Here is an 18,082-nt window from a genome sequence, read left to right as displayed (position 1 = left end):
CTTCGACGAGGTGGTGCGTGCGGATGAGCCTGCGGGCTGTTTCCGGCGGCGGCGTCGTCGTCGTGGCCGGCCGGGAGCGGGCTCACCACAGGGTGTAGCCGCCGTCGATCACCAAGACCTCGCCGGTGACGAACGACGACGCGGGGCTGGCCAGGTACAAGGCGGCCGGGGCGATCTCGGAGGCCTGCGCGTAGCGCTGCATCGGCACCTCGTCGATCCAGTAGTGCTTGTACTCGGGCAGGTCGATGTCGGAGATCTCGGTCTTGGTGTAACCGGGGGCGATCGCGTTCACCCGCACCGATCTGGGCGCCCACTCCGCCGCGAGGGACCGTGTCAGGTGGTGGACCCCGGCCTTGGAGACCGCGTAGGGGGCGTGCCACTGCGGGCGGTTGACGATCATGCCGGACATCGACCCGACGTTGACGATGGAGCCGGTGCCGCGCGCGACCATGGATTGGCCGACCACCTGGCTGGCCTTCCAGACCGCGTTGAGGTTGGTGGCCATGACCCGGTCCCAGCTCGCGTCGTCGATGACGAGGGACTCGCCGTGGATGCCCACACCGGCGTTGTTGACCAGGATGTCGATCGGGCCGAGCTGTCCGGTGACCTCGTCGCGCATGGCCACGAGGGCGTCGCGACTGGTGACGTCGGTCGCGGTGGAGATCGCGGTGGCGCCGCTGGCCGCCAGTTCGGCCACGGTTTCGCGGTTGCGCTCCTCGTCGCGGGCCGCGATGGCCACCGACGCGCCCGCCTCGGCCAGGGCGATCGCGATGGCCTTGCCGATGCCCCGGTTTCCACCGGTGACGACGGCGACCTTTCCGTTGAGACGGAACTGGTCCAGGACGCTCATGCGGTGTTCTCCTCAAGGGGTGGGGACAGGTGTTCCACGGCTCGCACCCGGAGGACCCGGTCGGCGTGGGGCCGGGTGCTCTCGATGAGCCGCGCGTTGCGCTGGTCCGAGCCGTGCGAGCGTTCGTACGCCTCCTCGGCGGAGCGGCCGTAGGACATGTGGCGGGTGATGAGCCGGTCGAAGCGGACGTCCTCGCCCGGCTCCAGGAACCAGCACTCGTCGAGCAGTCCGCGCACGGGGCCCCACGGGTCGTCGGGGACCAGCAGGTAGTTGCCCTCGGTGACGACCAGGGGCACGTCGCGCGGCACGGGAACCGCGCAGGCGATGGACTCCTCCAGGCTCCGGTCGAAGAAGGAGGTGTAGACGGTGTCGTCCCGCCGCGCGCGCAGCCGGCGCAGCAGGTGGACGTAGCCGGCGGCGTCGAAGGTGTCGGCGGCCCCCTTGCGGGCCTTGCGCCCGAGCCGGTCCAGTTCGGCGGTGGCCAGGTGGAAGCCGTCGAGTCCGACCAGTACCGCCTGGCCGCCGAGCGCGGACACGATGGCCTCACCGAGGGTGGACTTGCCCGACCCGGGGGCGCCGGTGATGCCGAGTATTTTCCGGTGGCCCGGGGTGACCAGCGCGCGGGCGGCGGCGACCAGATCGTCGACGGAGACGGTGGCGGTGGTGGCGGCGGCGGTGGCGGCGGGATCGGCCCCTCGCGCCCGCGCGATGCCGCCGGTCGGTTCGGGGTTCATCGCTGCCCGTCCTTCGTCGGTGCCGCGGGGGGTGGCGGTTCAGGCGTCTTGGCACCGGTCATGAGCGCGACGGCCTCCTCCATCGACGTCTTCTTGGGGTCCACCACTGCGATGCGGCGCCCCAGCCGGTGGATGTGGATACGGTCCGCGACCTGGAACACATTGGGCATGTTGTGGCTGATGAGGACCACCGGCAGCCCTCGGTCCCGGACGCGGAGGATCAGGTCGAGGACCTGGTTCGTCTCGCGTACGCCCAGGGCCGCCGTCGGCTCGTCCATGACCACCACACGGGTCGCCCACGCGGCGACGCGTGCCACCGCCACGGCTTGCCGCTGCCCGCCGGACAGGGTCTCGACCTTCTGGCCGATGGACTGGATACGGATTCCCAGATCGACCATGTGCTGGGCCGAGGCGTGGCGCATGCGGCCCTTGTCCAGCTTTCGGAAGACGGTGCCGAGCACCCCTTTGCGGCGCTGCTCGCGGCCGAGGTACAGGTTCTGCGAGATGTCAAGGGCCGGTGCGACGCCCAGTTCCTGGTACACGGTCTCGATGCCCGCCTTGCGCGCGTCGAGGGGACTGCGGAACCGGACCGGCTCCCCGTCGAGGTGCATGGTGCCCTCATCGGGGATGACGGCTCCGGTCAGCGACTTGATCAGGGTGGACTTGCCCGCCCCGTTGTCGCCGATGACGGCGAGGATCTCGGCCGGCCGCAGGTCGAAGTCGCAGCCGTCCATGGCCACCACGTGGCCGTACCGCTTGGTGAGGCCGCGGGCCTCCAGCACGTTCGGCACGGAGTCGGAGCCGGTCATCGAGTCTGCCTCCTTCGCACGAGGTGGTCGACACCGACGGCGATGACGACCAGGACGCCCGTGGCGACCTGCTGGTAGAGCGAGTCGATGCCCGCCTGGGTGAGTCCGTTCTGCAGCACGGTCACGATGAGTGCGCCGATGAACGTCCCGACGACGCCGCCCCGGCCGCCGAAGAGGCTGGTGCCGCCGATGACGACGGCCGTGATGCTGTCCAGGTTGGCGTTGGTGTATCCGCTGGGGTCGGCGGTCGGGGTGCGGCCGAGGGCCTGCCAGGCGGCGAAGAAGTAGACGATCGCCGCGACCACGTACACGCTCAGCAGGATCCGCTTGACCTTGATGCCGGCCAGCTCCGCCGCCTTGTGGTTGTCGCCCACCGCGTAGACCCGTACGCCCCACGAGGTCTGGCTGAGCACGTATCCCAGGACCGCGGTGAGCACGACCCACAGCATCACTCCGTAGGTGATGGTCACCCCGCCTGCCGTCGGCCCCCGGTTCAGGAACGTCAGGAAGTCGGAGTCGATGGGATAGCTCTGCGAGGAGGTGTAGAGGCGGGACGCGGCGGCGACCACCGACATGACGCCGAGGGTGACGATGAAGGGTGGCAGCTTCAGCAGCGACACCAGGACGCCGTTGACCGAGCCGACCACGACACAGACCGCCAGGCCGATCAGGGCGGCCAGCACCGGATCGTTGTGGACGGCCGTCTTTCCGATGACGACGGATCCGAGCACCAGGATCGCGCCGTTCGCCAGGTCGATGCCCGACGTCAGGATGATCAGCGTCTGGCCCAGCGCCAGGGTGCCCACCACGACGGACTGCTGGGCGATCAGCGCCAGGTTCTCGGAGTTGAAGAACGTGCTCGTGGACAGGGCGAACACGATGACCGCCACGACCAGGGCCGCGAGCGGCCCGGCGGTCTGGTGGGCCGCGAGGGCGCGGACGTCGCGGCGGGGACCGACGCCCTTTTCCAGGGCCGCGACATCGGCGTCACGTGTCGTCGTCACCGCGGTCCCCAGCAGTGGCTCAGGCCCCACGCCGAGGTCTGTGAGGCGACTCCCGGGACGGGGTGGTCGGTGATGAGGACCGTGCCGGAGTCGATGACACCGGGCTTCGGCTTGGTGCCGTCCTTGACGTACGCGGCGGCGGCGGCGACCGCCATCGAGCCCATCTTGTCGGGGAACTGCATGGCGGTGGCGCCGATCACGCCGTTCTTCACGTCCTCGACGCCGCTGCAGGCCCCGTCGACCGAGACCAGGACGGTCTTCGCGGCCAGGCCCTTGTTCTTGATGGCGGTGTAGGCGCCGTGCGCGGTGGGTTCGTTGATGGTGTAGACGACGTTGATGTCGGAGTGCGCCGACAGCAGGTTCTCCATCTGCGACTGGCCGGTGTCCTCGGTCCCCTGGGTCAGCGCGCTGCCCGCCACGAGGGGCGACGTGAGGGTGATGCCGTAGCCGTCGAGGAATCCCTTGTGGCGGTCGGCGGACGGCTGGTCCGAGAGGTCGAAGTCCAGCAGCGCGACGTGCGGGTCGGCCGGGGACGACGCCTTGGCCCAGCGGCCGATGAGCCGTCCGGCGGCGACGTTGTCGGTGGCGTAGGTCGCGTCCGCGGCGTCGGTCGGATCGAGGGCCGCGTTGACCGTGAGCACGAGGATGCCCTTGTCCCTCGCCTGCTTCAGCACGCCGTTGAGCGCTGTCGCGTTGGCCGGGGTGACGACGATCGCCTTCACCTTGTTGGCGATCATGTTCTCGATCGCGGTCACCTGTGTCGCCGAGTCCCCGGGGGTTCTGGCCTCCGCCTTCATGACCTTCCAGCCCTTGGCCTTCGCGGCGGCCTCGGTGCCTTTCTCCAGGGTGCTGAAGAAGGGGTTGCTCAGGTTCAGCTCGACGATCCCGAGCGTGGCGGAGCCGCCGGAGCCGCCGCCGGAGCCGCTGCTGCCGCATCCCACGGCGACGACGGCACAGGCCGCGGTGAGGGCGGCGACTTTGAGCCGCACGTGAGAGGGAGCACGTCGGACGATCTTCATTGGTCCTCCTGGACGCAGGGCCGTCAGCTCGGCGCCCGCGGTGCGGGTGAGATCCGCCTCGGGGGTCGACATGACCGGGTGATTACGTCGATGTTGCGCACCATTCCATCGACTGTCAAGCAGAAATAACCATCTTATGTATGGTGGTCGCCATAAATACCTGCTTCACTACAGTGCAGTCCGACATCGCAGCCCGACGTCCCGAGAGCGGAGCGAGATGACCGATACGACGCGTCCGACCGCGGCCGGCCCGCTGCCCTGGCGGGCCGACGAGGGCCCCGGACGGATCCTGGAACTGATCACCACCGGCCGGGCCCGGACCCGTACCTCGATCGCCCAGCTCACGGGGCTGTCCCGCTCGACCGTCGGCCAGCGTCTCGACGCGCTGTTCGCCGCCGGCCTGGTCAAGGAGAGCGACAAGAGCGTGCCCTCGCGGGGCCGGCCGTCCCGGGCGCTGCAACTCAACCACGCCGCCGGGCTGATCATCAGCGTCGACATCGGGGAGGAGCGGACGCGGGTGGCGATCACCGACCTCAACGCGGGCATCCTCGCCGAACGCGTCGAGCGACTGGCGGTCGGCGAGGGCCCCGACGTCCTGCTCGACAAGATCACGACGACGGTGCGGGGCATGATCGGCCATGCGGACCTCGGGGACAAACCGGTGGCGGGCATCGGCTTCGGGCTGCCCGCGCCCGTCGACTACGAGGCCGGCCGCGTGCTCGGCTGGTCGATCATGTCCGGCTGGGACGACTACGACATCCGCGGCCACCTGCGCCGGACCTGGCAGGTCCCGATCCTGATCGACAACGACGTCAACCTGCTCACGCTCGCCGAGCACCGGCGGTTCTGGCACGACCGGTCGCACCTGCTCTACATCAAGGCGGGGACCGGGGTCGGCAGCGGGATGGTCGTGGGCGGCCGGGTCAACCGCGGGGCCCAGGGAGCGGCCGGCGACATCGGCCATGCGCACCTCAGCGGTTTCGGCGACCCGCAGTGCCGGTGCGGGAACCGGGGGTGCCTGGAGTCCCTGGTCGGCGGCTGGGCGCTCGCCCGCGACCTGCGGGACCGCCACCAGAACAACGGCCACGACGCCCGCGATGTCGTCGACCAGGTGAAAGGCGGCGACAGCGCCGCAGTCGCCGCCCTGCGCACCGCCGGCCGGATCCTCGGCGAAGCCGTCGCCTACGCGACCAGCCTGCTCAATCCCGACATCATCGTCCTCGGCGGGCGGCTGAGCACCGTCGGCGACCACCTGATGGCCGGCGTCCGCGAGGTCATCTACCAGCGCTCCTTGCCGTTGGCCACACGGCAGTTGCAGATCGTGCCCACCAAGTACAAGTCCCGGGCCGGAATCGCCGGCGCCGCCTACCTCGTCCGCGACCACGTCCTGCATCCGTCCACCCTCGACACGACGCTCGCCTCCGGCGACTCCCCGTTCGCGGCACTGTGATCCCGGCTGCCCGGGGCCGGGGCGCAACGGTACGCCCACCGCGCTGATCGCCGGATCCGCCGCGTCCGACGCGCACCTTCTGTGCGGGTTGTGCGGGCTGTGCGAAGTCCGTCCCGGGCGGACCTCCGGGACCGATCCGCTCCGGCGCCCCCGAAGACGAGGAACGAGCCCAGGTCATACCGAGCGCCGGCCTCCCTCGGGCTGCCCCAACCGCCGAAAGCCGCTGGCGTGGAAGACCAGCGGCGGCACCGAGTGGTCGGCGTCCAGGGCGTGGACGCGCAGCAGGACGATGTCATGGTCGCCGGCCGGTACGTGCCGCTCGACGCCGGTGTCGAACCAGGCGCTCGCGCCGTTGAGGATTACCGCGCCGTTCTCGGTGGCGTGCCAGCCGAGGCCGGTGAACCGGTCGCCGCCGCGGGAGGCCAGCTGGGCGCAGGCGCGCTCCTGTTCCGCACCCAGCACGGTGACGCCGAGGCGGGCGCGGGCGGCGAGCACCGGCCAGGTGGTCGAGGTGTGTGCCACGCAGACCGACAGCAGCGGCGGGTCCAGCGAGACCGAGGTGAACGAGTTGGCGACCATGCCCACCGGCGCGCCGTCCACCAGGGCGGCTATCGCGGTCACTCCGGTCGGGAAGGCACCGAAGACACGCCGCAACTCCCGCGAGGACAAAGGCTGCTGGACCGGCTCACCGGCTTCGGCCGCGCGCAGGGCCGGGGTGGATCGGGACATGGGCATACCGCTTCCTGGTCGGGTTCCTGAACTGGCGGGGCATCACACCGGTGGCGGTGGCGGTGGCGGTGGCGGTGGCGGTGGCGAGGGCGAGGGCGCGGAGTCGTCGGACGGGCGCCTCCGGCCGCGGCGGCTCGGGCCCGTGGCGTGTCCGCCGCGGCCGGCGGTGTCTAGAAGAAGCCGCTGGGCGGCAGGAGCGTGCCGTTGACGACGTAGTCCCCGACCGCCTGCGCCTTGTAGGCGACCGGATTGTGGGAGGCCAGGGTGCGGATGTTGCGCCAGTGCCGGTCGAGCCCCGCGCCGCGGGCGGTCGCCGAAGCGCCGCCGGCGTCGAACACCGCCGAGGCCGCCTGGAGGCCCAGTCGGTCCACGACGACCTTGGCGCGGGAGGCGTGCAGCGACGCCTCGTGGGCCAGCGCCTCGCTCGGGTGCTCGGCATGGGCGTCGAGCGCGTCGGCGGCGGCGAGCACGGTGGCCTGCGCGGCGTACGCGGCGCTGTCGATTTGCCCGATCGTGAGCTGGAGCAGCGGGTCGTCGGCCGGGCTGTCCGCCTGCGCGTGCGCGAAGGTCCGGCGGCGGGAGCGCAGTACGGCCGCGCCGTCGGCGACGATGCTGCGCAGGACACCGGCGACGACGGCGGTCAGGTAGAGCTGGCTCAGGGCGCCCCGGTGCGGCGTGCGGGGCGCGTCGGCAGCGCGGCGCGAGAGCACCTCGTCGGCCTCGACGCGGACATGCTCCAGACGTGTCGTGCCGGTTCCGGTCAGTCGCTGGCCGATGCCGTCCCAGTCGTCGTCGCGGTGCACGCCGGTCCGGTCGCCGGGGACGACGACCGTCACGACGTCGCCCTCCGGGGTGACGGCGGGCACGGTGATCCAGTCGGCGTAGAGCGAGCCGGTGCTGTAGTACTTCGTGCCGTGGAGACGGTATCCGGAGCCGTCGGGCGTGAGTGTCGTACGGAACTGCTGCGCGCCGACCCTGCCGCTGCTCAGCTCGGTCGCCGCGCTGCCGAAGAGGGTGCCGCGCGCGGCCTCGCCCAGCCAGCGGCGGGCCGCCTCGGCGCCGGGATCGCGCAGCAGGCCGTCGACGAACGCGTAGTGGTTGCGCAGCGCGTGCGCCACGTTGGGGTCGGCCTCGCCGAGGCGGATCACGAAGGTCAGCAGCAACCGCAGACTCCAGCCCGCGCCGCCGAGCGACCTGGGCAGGCGCACGCCGCCGACGCGGGCCGCCTTGAGCGCGGCGATCTCGGCGAACGGGTGGGTACGGTCCCGGTCGCGCCGGGCCGCACCTTCGGCGATCCGGGCGAGGAGCGGGTCGAGCACGGCTTTGCCGATGTCCGGCGGAGCGGGGGCGGGGCCCGCGGCCGGGGCGAGGCCCGGTTCCGAGGCAGAGGCCGAGGCCGAGGCAGAGGCCGGAACCGGGACCGGAACCGGGGCCGGAGCCGAGGCCGGGGTCGGGGTCGCGGCCGTCCCGGTGGCCGTGCTCGTGGTCGGTGGGCGCGTCATCGCAGCGCCGTCCGGCGGGTGTCGTGGGGCTCGGGCAGCGGCAGCCCGTAGTGGTCGCGCAAGGTCGTTCCCTCGTATTCGGTGCGGAAGAGTCCGCGGCGTTGCAGGATCGGTATGACGTGGTCGACGAAGTCCTCGAGTCCTTCGGGGAAGACCGGCGGCATGATGTTGAAACCGTCCGCCGCACCCCGCGCGTACCAGTCCTCGATGACGTCGGCGACCTGCTCCGGGGTGCCGGTCACCTCCAGGTGTGCCCGGCCCGCCGCGTAGCGGACGACCAGTTCCCCGACGGTGAACCGCGCGCCGCCGAGGAGTTCCTGGACGAGCGCGGAGCGGCTGCCCCGTTCACCGGCGCCTTCGGGAAGGTCGCCGGGGAGAAGGGGCCGGCCGAGGTCCGCCTCGGTGAGCGGGATGCCCAGCAGCCGGGAGAGCGACGGCAGGATGGAGCCGGGCAGCACGGCCTCGTCGAGCCGCCGCTTGGCGTCGCGCGCCTCGGCCTCGGTGCCGCCCAGGATCGGCACCAGGCCCGGCAGGACCAGGACGCCGCGCGGGTTGCGCCCGGCGGCGGTGACGTCGGCGCGCAGGCGGTCCGCGAACGCCCTGGCGTCCTCGGCGTTCAGCCGGGCGGTGAAGACGGCCTCCGCGTACCGCGCGGCGAAGGCGATCCCGTCGGGCGAGGACCCCGCCTGCACCAGGACGGGGTGTCCCTGCGGGGGGCGGGGCACATTGAGCGGCCCGGCGACCCGGAAGCGCGCGCCGACGTGGTCGATGGCACGGATCCGGTCGGCATCCGCGAAGCGGCCGCGCTCCCGGTCGGCGAGGACCGCGTCGACCGGCCAGCTTCCCCACAGGGCGAGCGCGACCTCCAGGAACTCCGCCGCGCGGTCGTAGCGCGTCGGGTGGTCCGGGTGGGCGTCCAGGCCGAAGTTGCGCGCGGCGTGGGCCGACGACGTGGTGACGATGTTCCAGCCCGACCGGCCACCGGTCACATGGTCGAGGCTGGCGAGCCGCCGCGCCAGCTCGTACGGCTCGGCGTACGTCGTCGACGCCGTCGCGATGAGACCGACGTTCGCGGTGCTCGCCCCGAGATCGGACAGCAGGATCGTCGGATCGAGCCTGGCCAGCGGGCGGTAGGCCAGCTCGGAGTGGTCCGAGCCGTACGCCGCCGGGCTGTCGCCGAGGAAGACCGCGTCCATCCGCCCGCGCTCGGCGACCCGGGCGAGGTACCGGTAGTGCGCGACGTCCCAGCCGGCGTGCGGCCCGGCGCGTCCGACGCGCCAGGCGGCCTCGTGGTGCCCGACGAACTGGAGGAAGGCGTTCAGGTGCAGCCCCCGGCTCCCGCGCGCCCGCCGCGCTCATCGCCCGCCGCCGTGCCACGGCGCGACCACGCGCGCGACCTCGTCCCGGTCGAGGCCGAGCACCTCCTCGCGCAGGACGGTGACGCCGTCGAACCGTACGAGCCCGCTCTCGTCGGTGGAGATCCCCTGCCGGTACGTCGGCACGGCGGCGACCGGGCGCACCGGACCCGCGGCGGGCAGCGGGACGAGGATCACGTCGACGTGCGCGGGGGCGGGGCGCGGCCCGACCGTACCGGTGGCCAGCAGGTCGCCGTTCCCCTCGGGCTCCCTCCAGTCCAGCCGCGCGGCCGGGGCGGCGCCGGCCAGCAGGCCGCGGCCCACGTCCCCGACCAGTCGGCGGACACCGCCGTGCGCGTCCCGGCGGAGGGCGTCGAGGGCGAGGCGGGCGACGGCGAAGTGCTCGCCGATGAGCCGGCCGAGCTCGGGGTGCAGGGCCGCGAGCGCGTCGGCCACGGCGTCGGGCTCCAGCCCGCGTACCGCGGACCCGTGCGCCGCGTCGACGACGAGCGAGGTGATCCGGGCCTGTTGGAGGATGTCGAGCGCCTCTCGCAGGAGGGCGGCTTCGCCGTCGAGCGCCGGTACCGCGCCGGGCACCAGGATTTCGGCCACCGACCGCAGCGTGGGATCAGCTGACACGGGACGGTCCGGCGCGGGGCCGGAAAGTACGGGGTACGCGCCGGCCGGCGCGGTGGCGGTCATCGGGCACCTCGCGCGAAAGGAAAGGAGCGCAGCGGCCGGGGCGGCACGAGGTAGGTCGCCCTGCGGGTGACGTTCATGAAGGCGTTGATGCCGTTGCGGTGGCGCACACCGACGCGGGCGTTCCTGGCGGCGGCATCGGCGCCGTTCATGATCGCGCGGGTGTTGTTGAAGTCCCGCAACTCCCTTTGCAGGGACACGAAGTGTGTGCCGGGGACGCCGTCGTCGAGTGTCGCGAAGTCCCGGCGGTTGATCAGTGGCACGTCGCCGACACGGGCGCGGGCGGCCGCCTGCGCGTGGCCGATGACGCCGTGTTCGGCGACGGTCTGGTCGGCGCGGTCGTAGTCGCTGCGGGCGTCGTCGTGGAAGGCGTCGGCTTCGGCGGCGCGGACCGTCGGCGCGTACAGCAGCGCGCTCTGCTCGTCGCGCGAACGGGCGTGCCACTGGGCGACGTTCAGCTCGATCCGGCTGACATGGGCGGTGGTGCCGCCGGCGTACGGGCCGTCGGCGATGGTGATGTTCGGCTCGGGAGCCTGGCTGCCCCTGAGCACCGAGCGGAAGCCGAACAGCAGCGGGGACTGCTCGGGGATGTCGAGTTCGGCGAGGCGCTCGCGCGGCAGCCCCTCTCCCACGAAGCCGGTCCGGGTCTCGGCCAGACGGAGGTGCTCCCGCACGTCGAGGTCGGAGTCGGAGAACAGTCCGGCCGCGACCGCCTCGACGATCTCCTCGCGGTCGCTGGCGAGATGGACGAAGCCGTCGAAGTCGTCGATGACGGGGTCCTCCCAACGCGCCATCTTCACAGCGCGGTTGACCGGCGGGGTCTGGTCGGTGTGCCGCTCGAACCAGCCGGGCGACCAGCCGACGAGGAAGAGCAGGCCGTCGGGCCCCCACGGGTGGCGCCGGTCGATCCGGCGCAGCACCGCTTCGAGTCGTGCCGCACCGGCCGCGCCGGGGGTGGCGGTGGCGTTCACGAACAGCAGCCGGTGGAACTTCGGGGGCAGCGGCCGGCCGAGACGGTCGTGCCGGAACGTGGACTCCCAGGCGTGCTGGGACTCGGTGAGCGTCTGGGCGGTGGTCATCGGACCCCCGCGGACTCGGCGTCGGGCAGCAGGCCGGCGAAGAGGCCGCCGGTGTCCGCGACCGGCTGTGCCGCCGGGACGCTGTGGACCGCGGCGGTCAGCCCGCGCGCGGCCGCCGGCGACTCGAAAGCGGCCAGTACCACGGCCGCGATGTCGCCCGAGGTGACGAGGCCGTCGGCGAGCGGGTCCTGGCTCAGGCGCACCGCGTACGAACCGGGCGAGTCCTGCGAGAGCCAGGTGGGACGCAGGATCGTCCAGCCGGAGGGCCCGGCGCGCAGCGCGTGCTCGACGTCGCGCAGCGCCCAGGTACCGGGCTTGCCGTTGGGGTGGTTGCGTCCGTGGCCGACCAGGAAGTGGCTGACCAGGACGAGGTGCGCGGCCGGGGCGGCGGTCCGTATCAGCGGCAGCAGGGCCGCCGCAAGGTCGCGGCCGGCGGTCGGGGTGTCGGGCTGCGGTGTCGACTGCGGCGCGATGAGCACGCCGTCGACGCCGGCGAGTGCGTCGGTGATCGGCCCGGCGGCGGCCGGGCCCGGCTCCAGCCGGGTCAGCCGGTGGCCGCGCTCGGCGGCGGCGGAGCGCAGGGCGGCCGCGGAGTTCCACGGCCTGGTGTCGATGACCGCGCCGGGTTCAGGGCCGCGCAGGAGAGGGGTGAGTTCGAGCAGTCGCATCGGGATCTCCGGAGGTGTCGGGAGGTTCTGGTCGCTGAACGGCCGTGCGGGGTCGGCTACTCGGCCCAGCCGATCTCGTAGGCGAGGTCGAGGTCGTCGGCGCGCGGGGTGTAGGCGAGATCCTTGGCCGCCGCGAAGGTCTGGGGCTGCTGCCACAGGTCGATGGCCCGGAAGGTGTCGTTGATCCGGTCGGTCGCCGCTTTGACGTACGTGGCCTGCTCGTCGGGCGTGGAGGCGGTCCACGCCCTGACGATGTCGTCGTCGAGCGTCTTGTCCTGCGGGCCACGCAGGTTGGAGGTCGGGAAGATGACCGAGGACTCGTAGTGGGTGAGGACTTCGGCACTGGAGTTCGACGGTGACGCCTCACCGTTGTACGTCAGGGCCGCCGCGGTCGCGTCGGTCGCCTTCTTGTCGCTCCACTGGGCGATCGGCAGCACCTCCACCTTGGCGTCGAACCCGACGGCGTTGAGCTCGTCGGCGATGACCTCGGAGGTGCGCTGGCTGCCCGCGTACTGGTAGGCGGCCAGCGAGATCTGCAGCTTGGTGCCGACCGCTCCGGCGTCCTTCAGCAGTCGCCTGGCCTTCTGCGGGTCGTACGGCCAGGGTGTCAGGTCCTTCTGGTAGCCGTTGTACGTCGGCGAGAACAGCTGCCGGTTGGCGGGGACGGTGTAGCCCTTGAGCACCGTCTTGGTGATGGTGGCGCGGTCGATCGCGATGGTGGCCGCCTCACGCACCCGGACGTCGTTCCACGGCTTCTTGCTCGCATTGATCGACAGGTAGTGGATGCGCAGGCCGGGGACACCGCCGACGGTGTACTTGCCGGTGGCCTTGATCTGTTCGAGCTGGCTGGGGTCGAGGCCGGGCACGACGTCGATGGAGCCGCCGAGCAGTCCGGAGATCAGCGACGACTGGTCGCTGAAGACGCGGTAACGGACGTTCTGCAGGGCCGGCCTGGTGCCGTAGTAGGTGGCGTTGGCGGTGAGCCCGACCGACCCGTTGGGCTTGAACGAGGTCAGCCGGTAGGGGCCGGAGGCGTTGACCTCGGTGTCGGGGTCGTGGGTCGCGGCCCACTTCTGCGGCAGGAACAGCCAGCCGCTGACCAGCCCGGGGAGGTTGAGGTAGGTCTGTTTGCCCGTGGTGAAGGTGATTTCGGTGGGCGAGAGGACCTGGACCCCGGTGACCGCGGAGACGATGCGCTGGGCCGCGGTGAGCTTGGCGTCTTTCTTGGCCCGTTCGAAGTTCCAGGCGATGGTACGGGCGTCGAGTGCCTCGCCGTCCTGGAACCTCGCGCCGGGGCGCAGCTCGAACGTCCAGGCGTTGGGACCGTCCTGGCTCCAGGAGGTGGCGAGATCACCGACGAGTTTGCCGGTGCGGTCGAACTGGGTCAGTGAGGAGTAGAACTCCCGGACCAGGGTCAGGCTGTTCTTGCTTCCCGAGGCCAGGCCGGGGTCGAGGCTGGTGACGTCGGCGGGCACGGCGATGACGACGGTGCGCTGCTTGCCGCCGGACGGGCCGGCGGTGTCGGAGCCGCCGCAGGCGGCCATGCTCACGGCGAGGGCCGGTGCGATCAGGACGACGGCGGTCCGGCGCGGGAGGATGAGGCGGCGGAACCGGGAACGGGGACGTGACACGGGTGGTGCTCCTTGGGCAGTGCGGAACGGGGCTGGTCGTGTCCTGCGGGTCAGTCGGGCAACGGGGCGCCGCGACGGCGCAGTGCGGGGTCGGTCAGCGACGGCGGCACATGCCCGTCGTCGGTCGGGTTGACCGTGGTTCCGGGCGGCACGATCGCGTCGATCCGGTCGAGCACGTCGGCGCCGAGCACCGCCTGCGGCGCGCCAAGGGCGGCCTTGAGGTGGTCGACGACGCGCGGGCCGATGATCGCGCTGGTGACCGCCGGGTGCTGGAGCACGAAGGCGATCGAAAGGTGGACCAGCGACAGTCCGGCCTCGTCGGCGAGCCGGGTGAGGGCCCTTACGGCGGCTGCCTTGTCCTGGTTGGCCGCGTTGGAGGGGTCGGCGCGGTGCGGTTGGCGGGCCAGCCGCCGGGACCACCCGGGTCCCCCGGAGCCGGGATACTTCCCCGAGAGCCAGCCGGCGGCGAGCGGACTCCACGGCAGGACGGCGATGCGGTGCTCGCGCGCGACGGGCAGCACCGCCCGCTCGATGCCGCGGACCAGGATCGAGTACGGCGGCTGTTCGGTCACCGGGCGGTTCAGGTGCCGGTCCGCGGCCGCCCACTGGGCCTCGACCAGTTCGTGGGCCTGGAAGGTGGAGGTGCCGAAGTAGCGGATCTTCCCGGCGCGCACCAGGTCGGTGAGCACGTCGACGGTCTCGGCGATGTCGGTGTCGGGGTCGGGGCGGTGGGCCTGGTACAGGTCGATCCAGTCGGTGCCGAGGCGCTTGAGGCTGGCGTCCACGGCGTGGAGGATCCAGCGGCGCGAGTTGCCGCGCCGGTTGGGGTCGTCGCCGTTGGGCCGGTTGAACTTGGTGGCCACGATGACGTCGTCACGGCCCCGCTCCCGGAGCACTTCGCCGACGACCTCCTCGGACTCCCCGGCGTGGTAGGAGTCCGAGGTGTCGACGATGTTGATGCCGGCGTCGAGGGCGGCGTGCAGCACGGCCTTGCTGTCCGCGTACTGCTGGGGCGTCCTCTTGCCGAAGTTCAGGGCGCCGAGCGTCAGTGGACTGACGCGGACGCCGGTGGTGCCGAGCTGTCGGTAGGTCATGCCGGTTCCTGGTCTGTCGTGGGCTTCATTCGTGCCGGGTCGGTGGGCGGGGGTGCGGGGGCGCGACGGTCACCACAGCGCCGGGAACTCGACGGCGGGGTCGGTGAGGTACTCGCCGAGGACGCGTGCCTTGGTGGCGGCCGGATTGTGGGTGGAGACGGTGCGCAGGTTCCGCCAGTGGCGGTCGAGGTTGTAGAGCCGTCGGGTCGCGGAGGCGCCGCCCAGGTCGAAGATCGCGTTGGCGGCGCGTGGCCCCACGTCGTCCAGAACGACCTTGGCCTTCGCCGTCCGCAGGGCGAACTCGCGTGCCAGGTAGGGGTCGTGCGCGCCGGAGACAAGCGCGTTTGTCGCTTCGTCCAGCGCCGTGGCGGCGGACTGGACCAGCGCTTCGGCCGCCTCCGCCCACACCGCGATGCCGCCCAGGACGCGGTGCAGTTGCGGGTCGTCGACCGGTGAGGACGCCGCGGCGTTGGAGAAGGTCCGGGTGCGCCTGTGGAGCAGGTTCCGGCCGTCGGTGACGACCGCCCGCAGGATGCCGGTCTGGATGGCCAGGATGTATATCTGGCCCAGCACGAAGTACCGGACCGCCTCCCCCGAGGCGGGCCCGCCGGTGATGATCTCGCCCGGCCGCACCTCGACATCGGCGAACTCGGTGGTCCCGGAGCCGGTGAGCACCTGCCCGAACCCGTCCCAGTCACCGAGCCGGTGCACGCCGGCCCGAGTGACCGGGACGACGGCGAGCACGGTGCCGTCACGGTGGCTCGCGGAGACGGCCAGCCGGTCGACGTAGGGACTGCCGGTGCTGTAGAACTTGCGCCCCCGCAGGCGCGGTCCTGCGGCGGTGTCGACCAACTCGGTGCTGTGCCGGGCTCCGGCACCGACGACGGTGGCCGTCAGCTCGCCCGCGAGGTTCGCGAAGAGCACACCGGAGGCCGCCTCGCGCAGCCAGCGCTCGCGCTCGGCCGAGCGGGTGGAGCGCAGCCGCGCCTCGACGAACGCGAAGTGGGTACGGACGACGTGCGCGAGGCTGGGGTTGCGCTCGGCGATGTCGGTGACGATCGCCAGCAGCTCGGGCAGCGTGCCGCCGGAGCCGCCGTACTCGCGCGGCACGCGGAAGCCGCCCAGGCCGGAGCCGCGCAGCAGTTCCACCAGATCGGCGAAGCCCGCCGCCTGTTCCTCCCGGCCCCGCGACCGCTCGGCGATCTCGTCCAGCACGTCGGCGTAGGCGGTCGTGCCGTACGCCACGGGCCGGTTGCCCTCCGGACGGGGTACGCGCTCCGTCGTGTCAGCGGCCGGCCGGGCGTGCGCGATCTCCGCGCCGAGCACGCGCTGTGCCGTTGCCACCGGGGTTAGCGTGCGCAGCCGGCGCAGGTCGGCGAGCAGGCCGGCGGCGGCCGTCGGCCGCGGCGCCAGGGCACCGGCCGCGGGTGAACGGTCGAGGGAGGCCGCCGCCACGACGGCCGCGCTCTCGACCGAGGCGCGCGCGGCGGCGCGGCGGCCGGGAAGCCCGTACGCCTCCTCGACCCGCTGTGCCGCGTGGCGCAGCGTGCTGGCGGCCGCCCAGAAGTGGCTTTCCTGGCGGCCCAGTGTCTCCAGGGCCAGCGGCCCGTCCTCGGGCGCGATGTCCCCGCGGGCCCGGCCGAAGTCCGCCGCCGCCTCCCGGGAGGCGGCGAGAGCGATCCCCGTGAGAACGGCCGCTTCCCCCAACCGGTCGAGCAGCGTGGGCAGTTCGGGCCACTGCGGTGACGGCCGTGCCGGCTCCGTCCGCCGCAGCCCGCCGAGCGCGCGGAGGGCCGCGGGGACGTCCAGGCTCGCGATCGACGCCAGCACCGGTACGACGTCGGCGAGCGCCGCGCCCGCCCGCAGACGGACGAGCCGGTCGGCGAGCGCGGTGACGGCCTCGGCGCGGCCCGCGTCCGCGGCCGGCCGCGCCGCCAGCTCCCGGAGCGCCGAGATGTGGCCGTCGACCGGCGTCGCACGGGCTGCGTAAACCGCGCCGGCGCGGCCGGCGAATCCGGCGCCGTACCCGGCGGCGGCCTCGGCCCGAGGACCGCGGGGCACCGGAGTCTGCGCCGATCCTGTGGACGTGGTCCGCGATCCGGCGGACGGGGCGGTCATCGGGGCCACTCCGGGTTGCGCAGGCCCAGGTGGCTGCGGAGGGTGGTGCCCTCGTACGCGGTTCTGAACAGGCCGCGTTCCTGGAGCAGGGGGACGACTTCGGCCACGAAGAGCGGGAGGCCCTCGTCCACGACGTCGAACATCAGGTTGAATCCGTCGATGTCGCCGGTCTTGAACCATCTCTCGAAGGTGTCGGCGACCTTCTCCGGGGAGCCGATGAGGGAGTAGTGCCCCGCGCCTCCGGCGATGATCTCGCGGACGGTGCGGCCGGAACGGGCGGCGGCGAGGGTGGAGATCAGGAAGCCCTCGGAGTTGCGCTGGGCCTGTGCCGCGACGTCCACGTGGTGCAGCGGAACGGGCGCGTCGAGTTCCAGCACCTCCGGGTCGACGCCCAGGCGGCCGGCGAGGAACGCCACCTTCTTGGTGATGTCGCCCAGGGCGTCCAGCTCCTCCCGCCGCCGGACGGCCTCCGCGTCGGTCGAGGCGAGGCCGAGGGCGACGCCGGGCAGCACGAGCACCGGTGGCTGCCGCCGGCCCGCCCGGGTGGCGGCGGCGCGCAGTCTGGCCGCGTAGTCCGAGGCCACCGCGGCCCCGCTGGTCGCGGCGAAGACCGCGTCGGCGTAGCGGGTGGCCAGCTCGATGCCCTCGGGAGAGGCTCCGGCCTGGACGAGCACGGGGTGGCCCTGCGGTGAGCTCGGCACCGTGGAGCCGCCCTTGACGGCGAAGTGCTCGCCGGTGAAGTCGACGGTCCTGACGCGCGCCGGGTCGGCGAACACACCGGTGGCCTTGTCCGCGATCACGGCGTCCGGTGCCCAGGTCCGCCAGAGCCGGAGTACGAGGTCGACGAACTCGTCGGCCCGCGCGTACCGTGCGGCCTTGTCCGGCATCCGGGTGAGCCCGTGGCTCAGCGCGACCTCGGGCGTGTGGTTGGTGACGATGTTCCAGCCCGCGCGTCCGTGCGAGACGCGGTCCAGCGTCAGGAGCGCCCGCGCCAGCTCGTACGGGTGGTGCCAGGTGGTGGAGACGGTGGCGACCAGCCCGATCCGCTCGGTGTCACGTGCGACCGCGCCGAGCACGGTGACGGGGTCGAAGCTCTGTCCTGGCGGCTGGGTGGCGTAGTCGCCGGCCAGCCGGGGGACGTCGGCGAGGAAGAAGGCGTCGAAGAGTCCGCGCTCGGCGAGCCGCGCGGTCCGTGAGAAGAACTCGACCGTGTAGGAGGAGGCGGGATCGACCGTCGGACGTCGCCAGGCGCCGTTGTGTCCTCCGACACCGGTGACGTTGATGCCGAGATGGAGTCGGCGGAGTGGGGTCATGGGACGGGGCTCCTGGAATCTGCTGGAA

At 72.6% G+C, this 18,082-nt stretch carries 16 protein-coding genes; 1 reads left to right on the top strand and 15 read right to left on the bottom strand.

All coding sequences use genetic code 11. The annotated features are described in order from the left end of the window. Nucleotides 1-82 precede the first annotated feature (82 nt). The 5 genes from RLT57_RS01020 to RLT57_RS01000 are packed head-to-tail and all read right to left on the bottom strand — an operon-like array spanning nucleotide 83 to nucleotide 4,416. Nucleotides 83-850 (bottom strand): SDR family NAD(P)-dependent oxidoreductase, encoded by a 768-nt coding sequence (locus RLT57_RS01020; protein ID WP_311295444.1) that lies wholly within the window; start codon nucleotides 848-850, stop codon nucleotides 83-85. Then, nucleotides 847-1,584: a nucleoside/nucleotide kinase family protein gene (locus tag RLT57_RS01015; protein ID WP_311295443.1), complete on the bottom strand. Its 738-nt coding sequence runs from the start codon at nucleotides 1,582-1,584 to the stop codon at nucleotides 847-849. Before RLT57_RS01015 ends, RLT57_RS01020 begins: the two co-directional genes overlap by 4 nt. After that, a complete protein-coding gene (locus RLT57_RS01010; protein ID WP_311295442.1) occupies nucleotides 1,581-2,393 on the bottom strand; it encodes an ATP-binding cassette domain-containing protein in 813 nt (270 codons plus the stop codon). The genes RLT57_RS01015 and RLT57_RS01010 overlap by 4 nt, the downstream gene beginning before the upstream one ends. Then, complete coding sequence (locus RLT57_RS01005; RefSeq protein ID WP_311295441.1) at nucleotides 2,390-3,427, bottom strand: ABC transporter permease; 1,038 nt, start codon at nucleotides 3,425-3,427, stop codon at nucleotides 2,390-2,392. Before RLT57_RS01005 ends, RLT57_RS01010 begins: the two co-directional genes overlap by 4 nt. After that, nucleotides 3,394-4,416, bottom strand: coding sequence for a substrate-binding domain-containing protein (locus RLT57_RS01000; protein ID WP_311295440.1), 1,023 nt, complete (start codon nucleotides 4,414-4,416; stop codon nucleotides 3,394-3,396). The genes RLT57_RS01005 and RLT57_RS01000 overlap by 34 nt, the downstream gene beginning before the upstream one ends. A 217-nt stretch (nucleotides 4,417-4,633) precedes the next feature. Here RLT57_RS01000 and RLT57_RS00995 point away from each other — a divergent pair, with 217 nt between their 5' ends. Next, a complete protein-coding gene (locus tag RLT57_RS00995) occupies nucleotides 4,634-5,866 on the top strand; it encodes an ROK family transcriptional regulator (RefSeq protein WP_311295439.1) in 1,233 nt (410 codons plus the stop codon). A 174-nt stretch (nucleotides 5,867-6,040) separates the two neighbouring features. Here RLT57_RS00995 and RLT57_RS00990 read toward each other — a convergent pair whose 3' ends face one another. The 10 genes from RLT57_RS00990 to RLT57_RS00945 form a co-directional block, all read right to left on the bottom strand. Next, nucleotides 6,041-6,601, bottom strand: a complete 561-nt coding sequence (locus RLT57_RS00990; protein WP_311295438.1) for a flavin reductase family protein — start codon at nucleotides 6,599-6,601, stop codon at nucleotides 6,041-6,043. 164 nt (nucleotides 6,602-6,765) lie between these two features. Beyond that, on the bottom strand, nucleotides 6,766-7,914 hold the full coding sequence (locus RLT57_RS00985; RefSeq protein WP_311295437.1) for an acyl-CoA dehydrogenase family protein: 1,149 nt from the start codon (nucleotides 7,912-7,914) through the stop codon (nucleotides 6,766-6,768). Nucleotides 7,915-8,093: 179 nt separating this feature from the next. Then, nucleotides 8,094-9,419 carry an LLM class flavin-dependent oxidoreductase gene (locus tag RLT57_RS00980; RefSeq protein ID WP_311300523.1) on the bottom strand — a complete coding sequence of 442 codons (1,326 nt, stop codon included), beginning with the start codon at nucleotides 9,417-9,419 and terminating at the stop codon, nucleotides 8,094-8,096. A 33-nt stretch (nucleotides 9,420-9,452) separates the two neighbouring features. Continuing rightward, the gene (locus tag RLT57_RS00975; protein WP_311295436.1) at nucleotides 9,453-10,091 is read right to left on the bottom strand and encodes a hypothetical protein; all 639 of its coding nucleotides are present in this window, start codon (nucleotides 10,089-10,091) and stop codon (nucleotides 9,453-9,455) included. A 59-nt stretch (nucleotides 10,092-10,150) separates the two neighbouring features. Further along, complete coding sequence (locus tag RLT57_RS00970; protein ID WP_311295435.1) at nucleotides 10,151-11,230, bottom strand: DUF7405 family protein; 1,080 nt, start codon at nucleotides 11,228-11,230, stop codon at nucleotides 10,151-10,153. Further along, complete coding sequence (locus RLT57_RS00965) at nucleotides 11,227-11,898, bottom strand: NAD(P)H-binding protein (protein ID WP_311295434.1); 672 nt, start codon at nucleotides 11,896-11,898, stop codon at nucleotides 11,227-11,229. The genes RLT57_RS00970 and RLT57_RS00965 overlap by 4 nt, the downstream gene beginning before the upstream one ends. A gap of 56 nt (nucleotides 11,899-11,954) precedes the next feature. Then, nucleotides 11,955-13,529 carry an ABC transporter substrate-binding protein gene (locus RLT57_RS00960; RefSeq protein WP_311295433.1) on the bottom strand — a complete coding sequence of 525 codons (1,575 nt, stop codon included), beginning with the start codon at nucleotides 13,527-13,529 and terminating at the stop codon, nucleotides 11,955-11,957. A 50-nt stretch (nucleotides 13,530-13,579) separates the two neighbouring features. After that, the gene (locus RLT57_RS00955) at nucleotides 13,580-14,623 is read right to left on the bottom strand and encodes an aldo/keto reductase (RefSeq protein ID WP_311295432.1); all 1,044 of its coding nucleotides are present in this window, start codon (nucleotides 14,621-14,623) and stop codon (nucleotides 13,580-13,582) included. Nucleotides 14,624-14,692: 69 nt separating this feature from the next. After that, a complete protein-coding gene (locus RLT57_RS00950; RefSeq protein WP_311295431.1) occupies nucleotides 14,693-16,684 on the bottom strand; it encodes an acyl-CoA dehydrogenase family protein in 1,992 nt (663 codons plus the stop codon). A gap of 53 nt (nucleotides 16,685-16,737) precedes the next feature. Then, the gene (locus RLT57_RS00945) at nucleotides 16,738-18,054 is read right to left on the bottom strand and encodes an NtaA/DmoA family FMN-dependent monooxygenase (RefSeq protein WP_311295430.1); all 1,317 of its coding nucleotides are present in this window, start codon (nucleotides 18,052-18,054) and stop codon (nucleotides 16,738-16,740) included. Between the last annotated feature and the right edge of the window lie 28 nt (nucleotides 18,055-18,082).

This window comes from Streptomyces sp. ITFR-21, from assembly GCF_031844685.1.
In the GTDB taxonomy this organism is placed as follows: Bacteria; Actinomycetota; Actinomycetes; order Streptomycetales; family Streptomycetaceae; genus Actinacidiphila.
This window is presented reverse-complemented; position numbering and strand designations above follow the sequence as displayed.

Coding starts and splice junctions, on each gene's coding strand:
- RLT57_RS00970 (WP_311295435.1), bottom strand. CDS start 11,230: ATGACCACCGCCCAGACGCTCACCGAGTCCCAGCACGCCTGGGAGTCC.
- RLT57_RS00990 (WP_311295438.1), bottom strand. CDS start 6,601: ATGCCCATGTCCCGATCCACCCCGGCCCTGCGCGCGGCCGAAGCCGGT.
- RLT57_RS01000 (WP_311295440.1), bottom strand. CDS start 4,416: ATGAAGATCGTCCGACGTGCTCCCTCTCACGTGCGGCTCAAAGTCGCC.
- RLT57_RS01020 (WP_311295444.1), bottom strand. CDS start 850: ATGAGCGTCCTGGACCAGTTCCGTCTCAACGGAAAGGTCGCCGTCGTC.
- RLT57_RS00965 (WP_311295434.1), bottom strand. CDS start 11,898: ATGCGACTGCTCGAACTCACCCCTCTCCTGCGCGGCCCTGAACCCGGC.
- RLT57_RS01010 (WP_311295442.1), bottom strand. CDS start 2,393: ATGACCGGCTCCGACTCCGTGCCGAACGTGCTGGAGGCCCGCGGCCTC.
- RLT57_RS00945 (WP_311295430.1), bottom strand. CDS start 18,054: ATGACCCCACTCCGCCGACTCCATCTCGGCATCAACGTCACCGGTGTC.
- RLT57_RS00995 (WP_311295439.1), top strand. CDS start 4,634: ATGACCGATACGACGCGTCCGACCGCGGCCGGCCCGCTGCCCTGGCGG.
- RLT57_RS00955 (WP_311295432.1), bottom strand. CDS start 14,623: ATGACCTACCGACAGCTCGGCACCACCGGCGTCCGCGTCAGTCCACTG.
- RLT57_RS01015 (WP_311295443.1), bottom strand. CDS start 1,584: ATGAACCCCGAACCGACCGGCGGCATCGCGCGGGCGCGAGGGGCCGAT.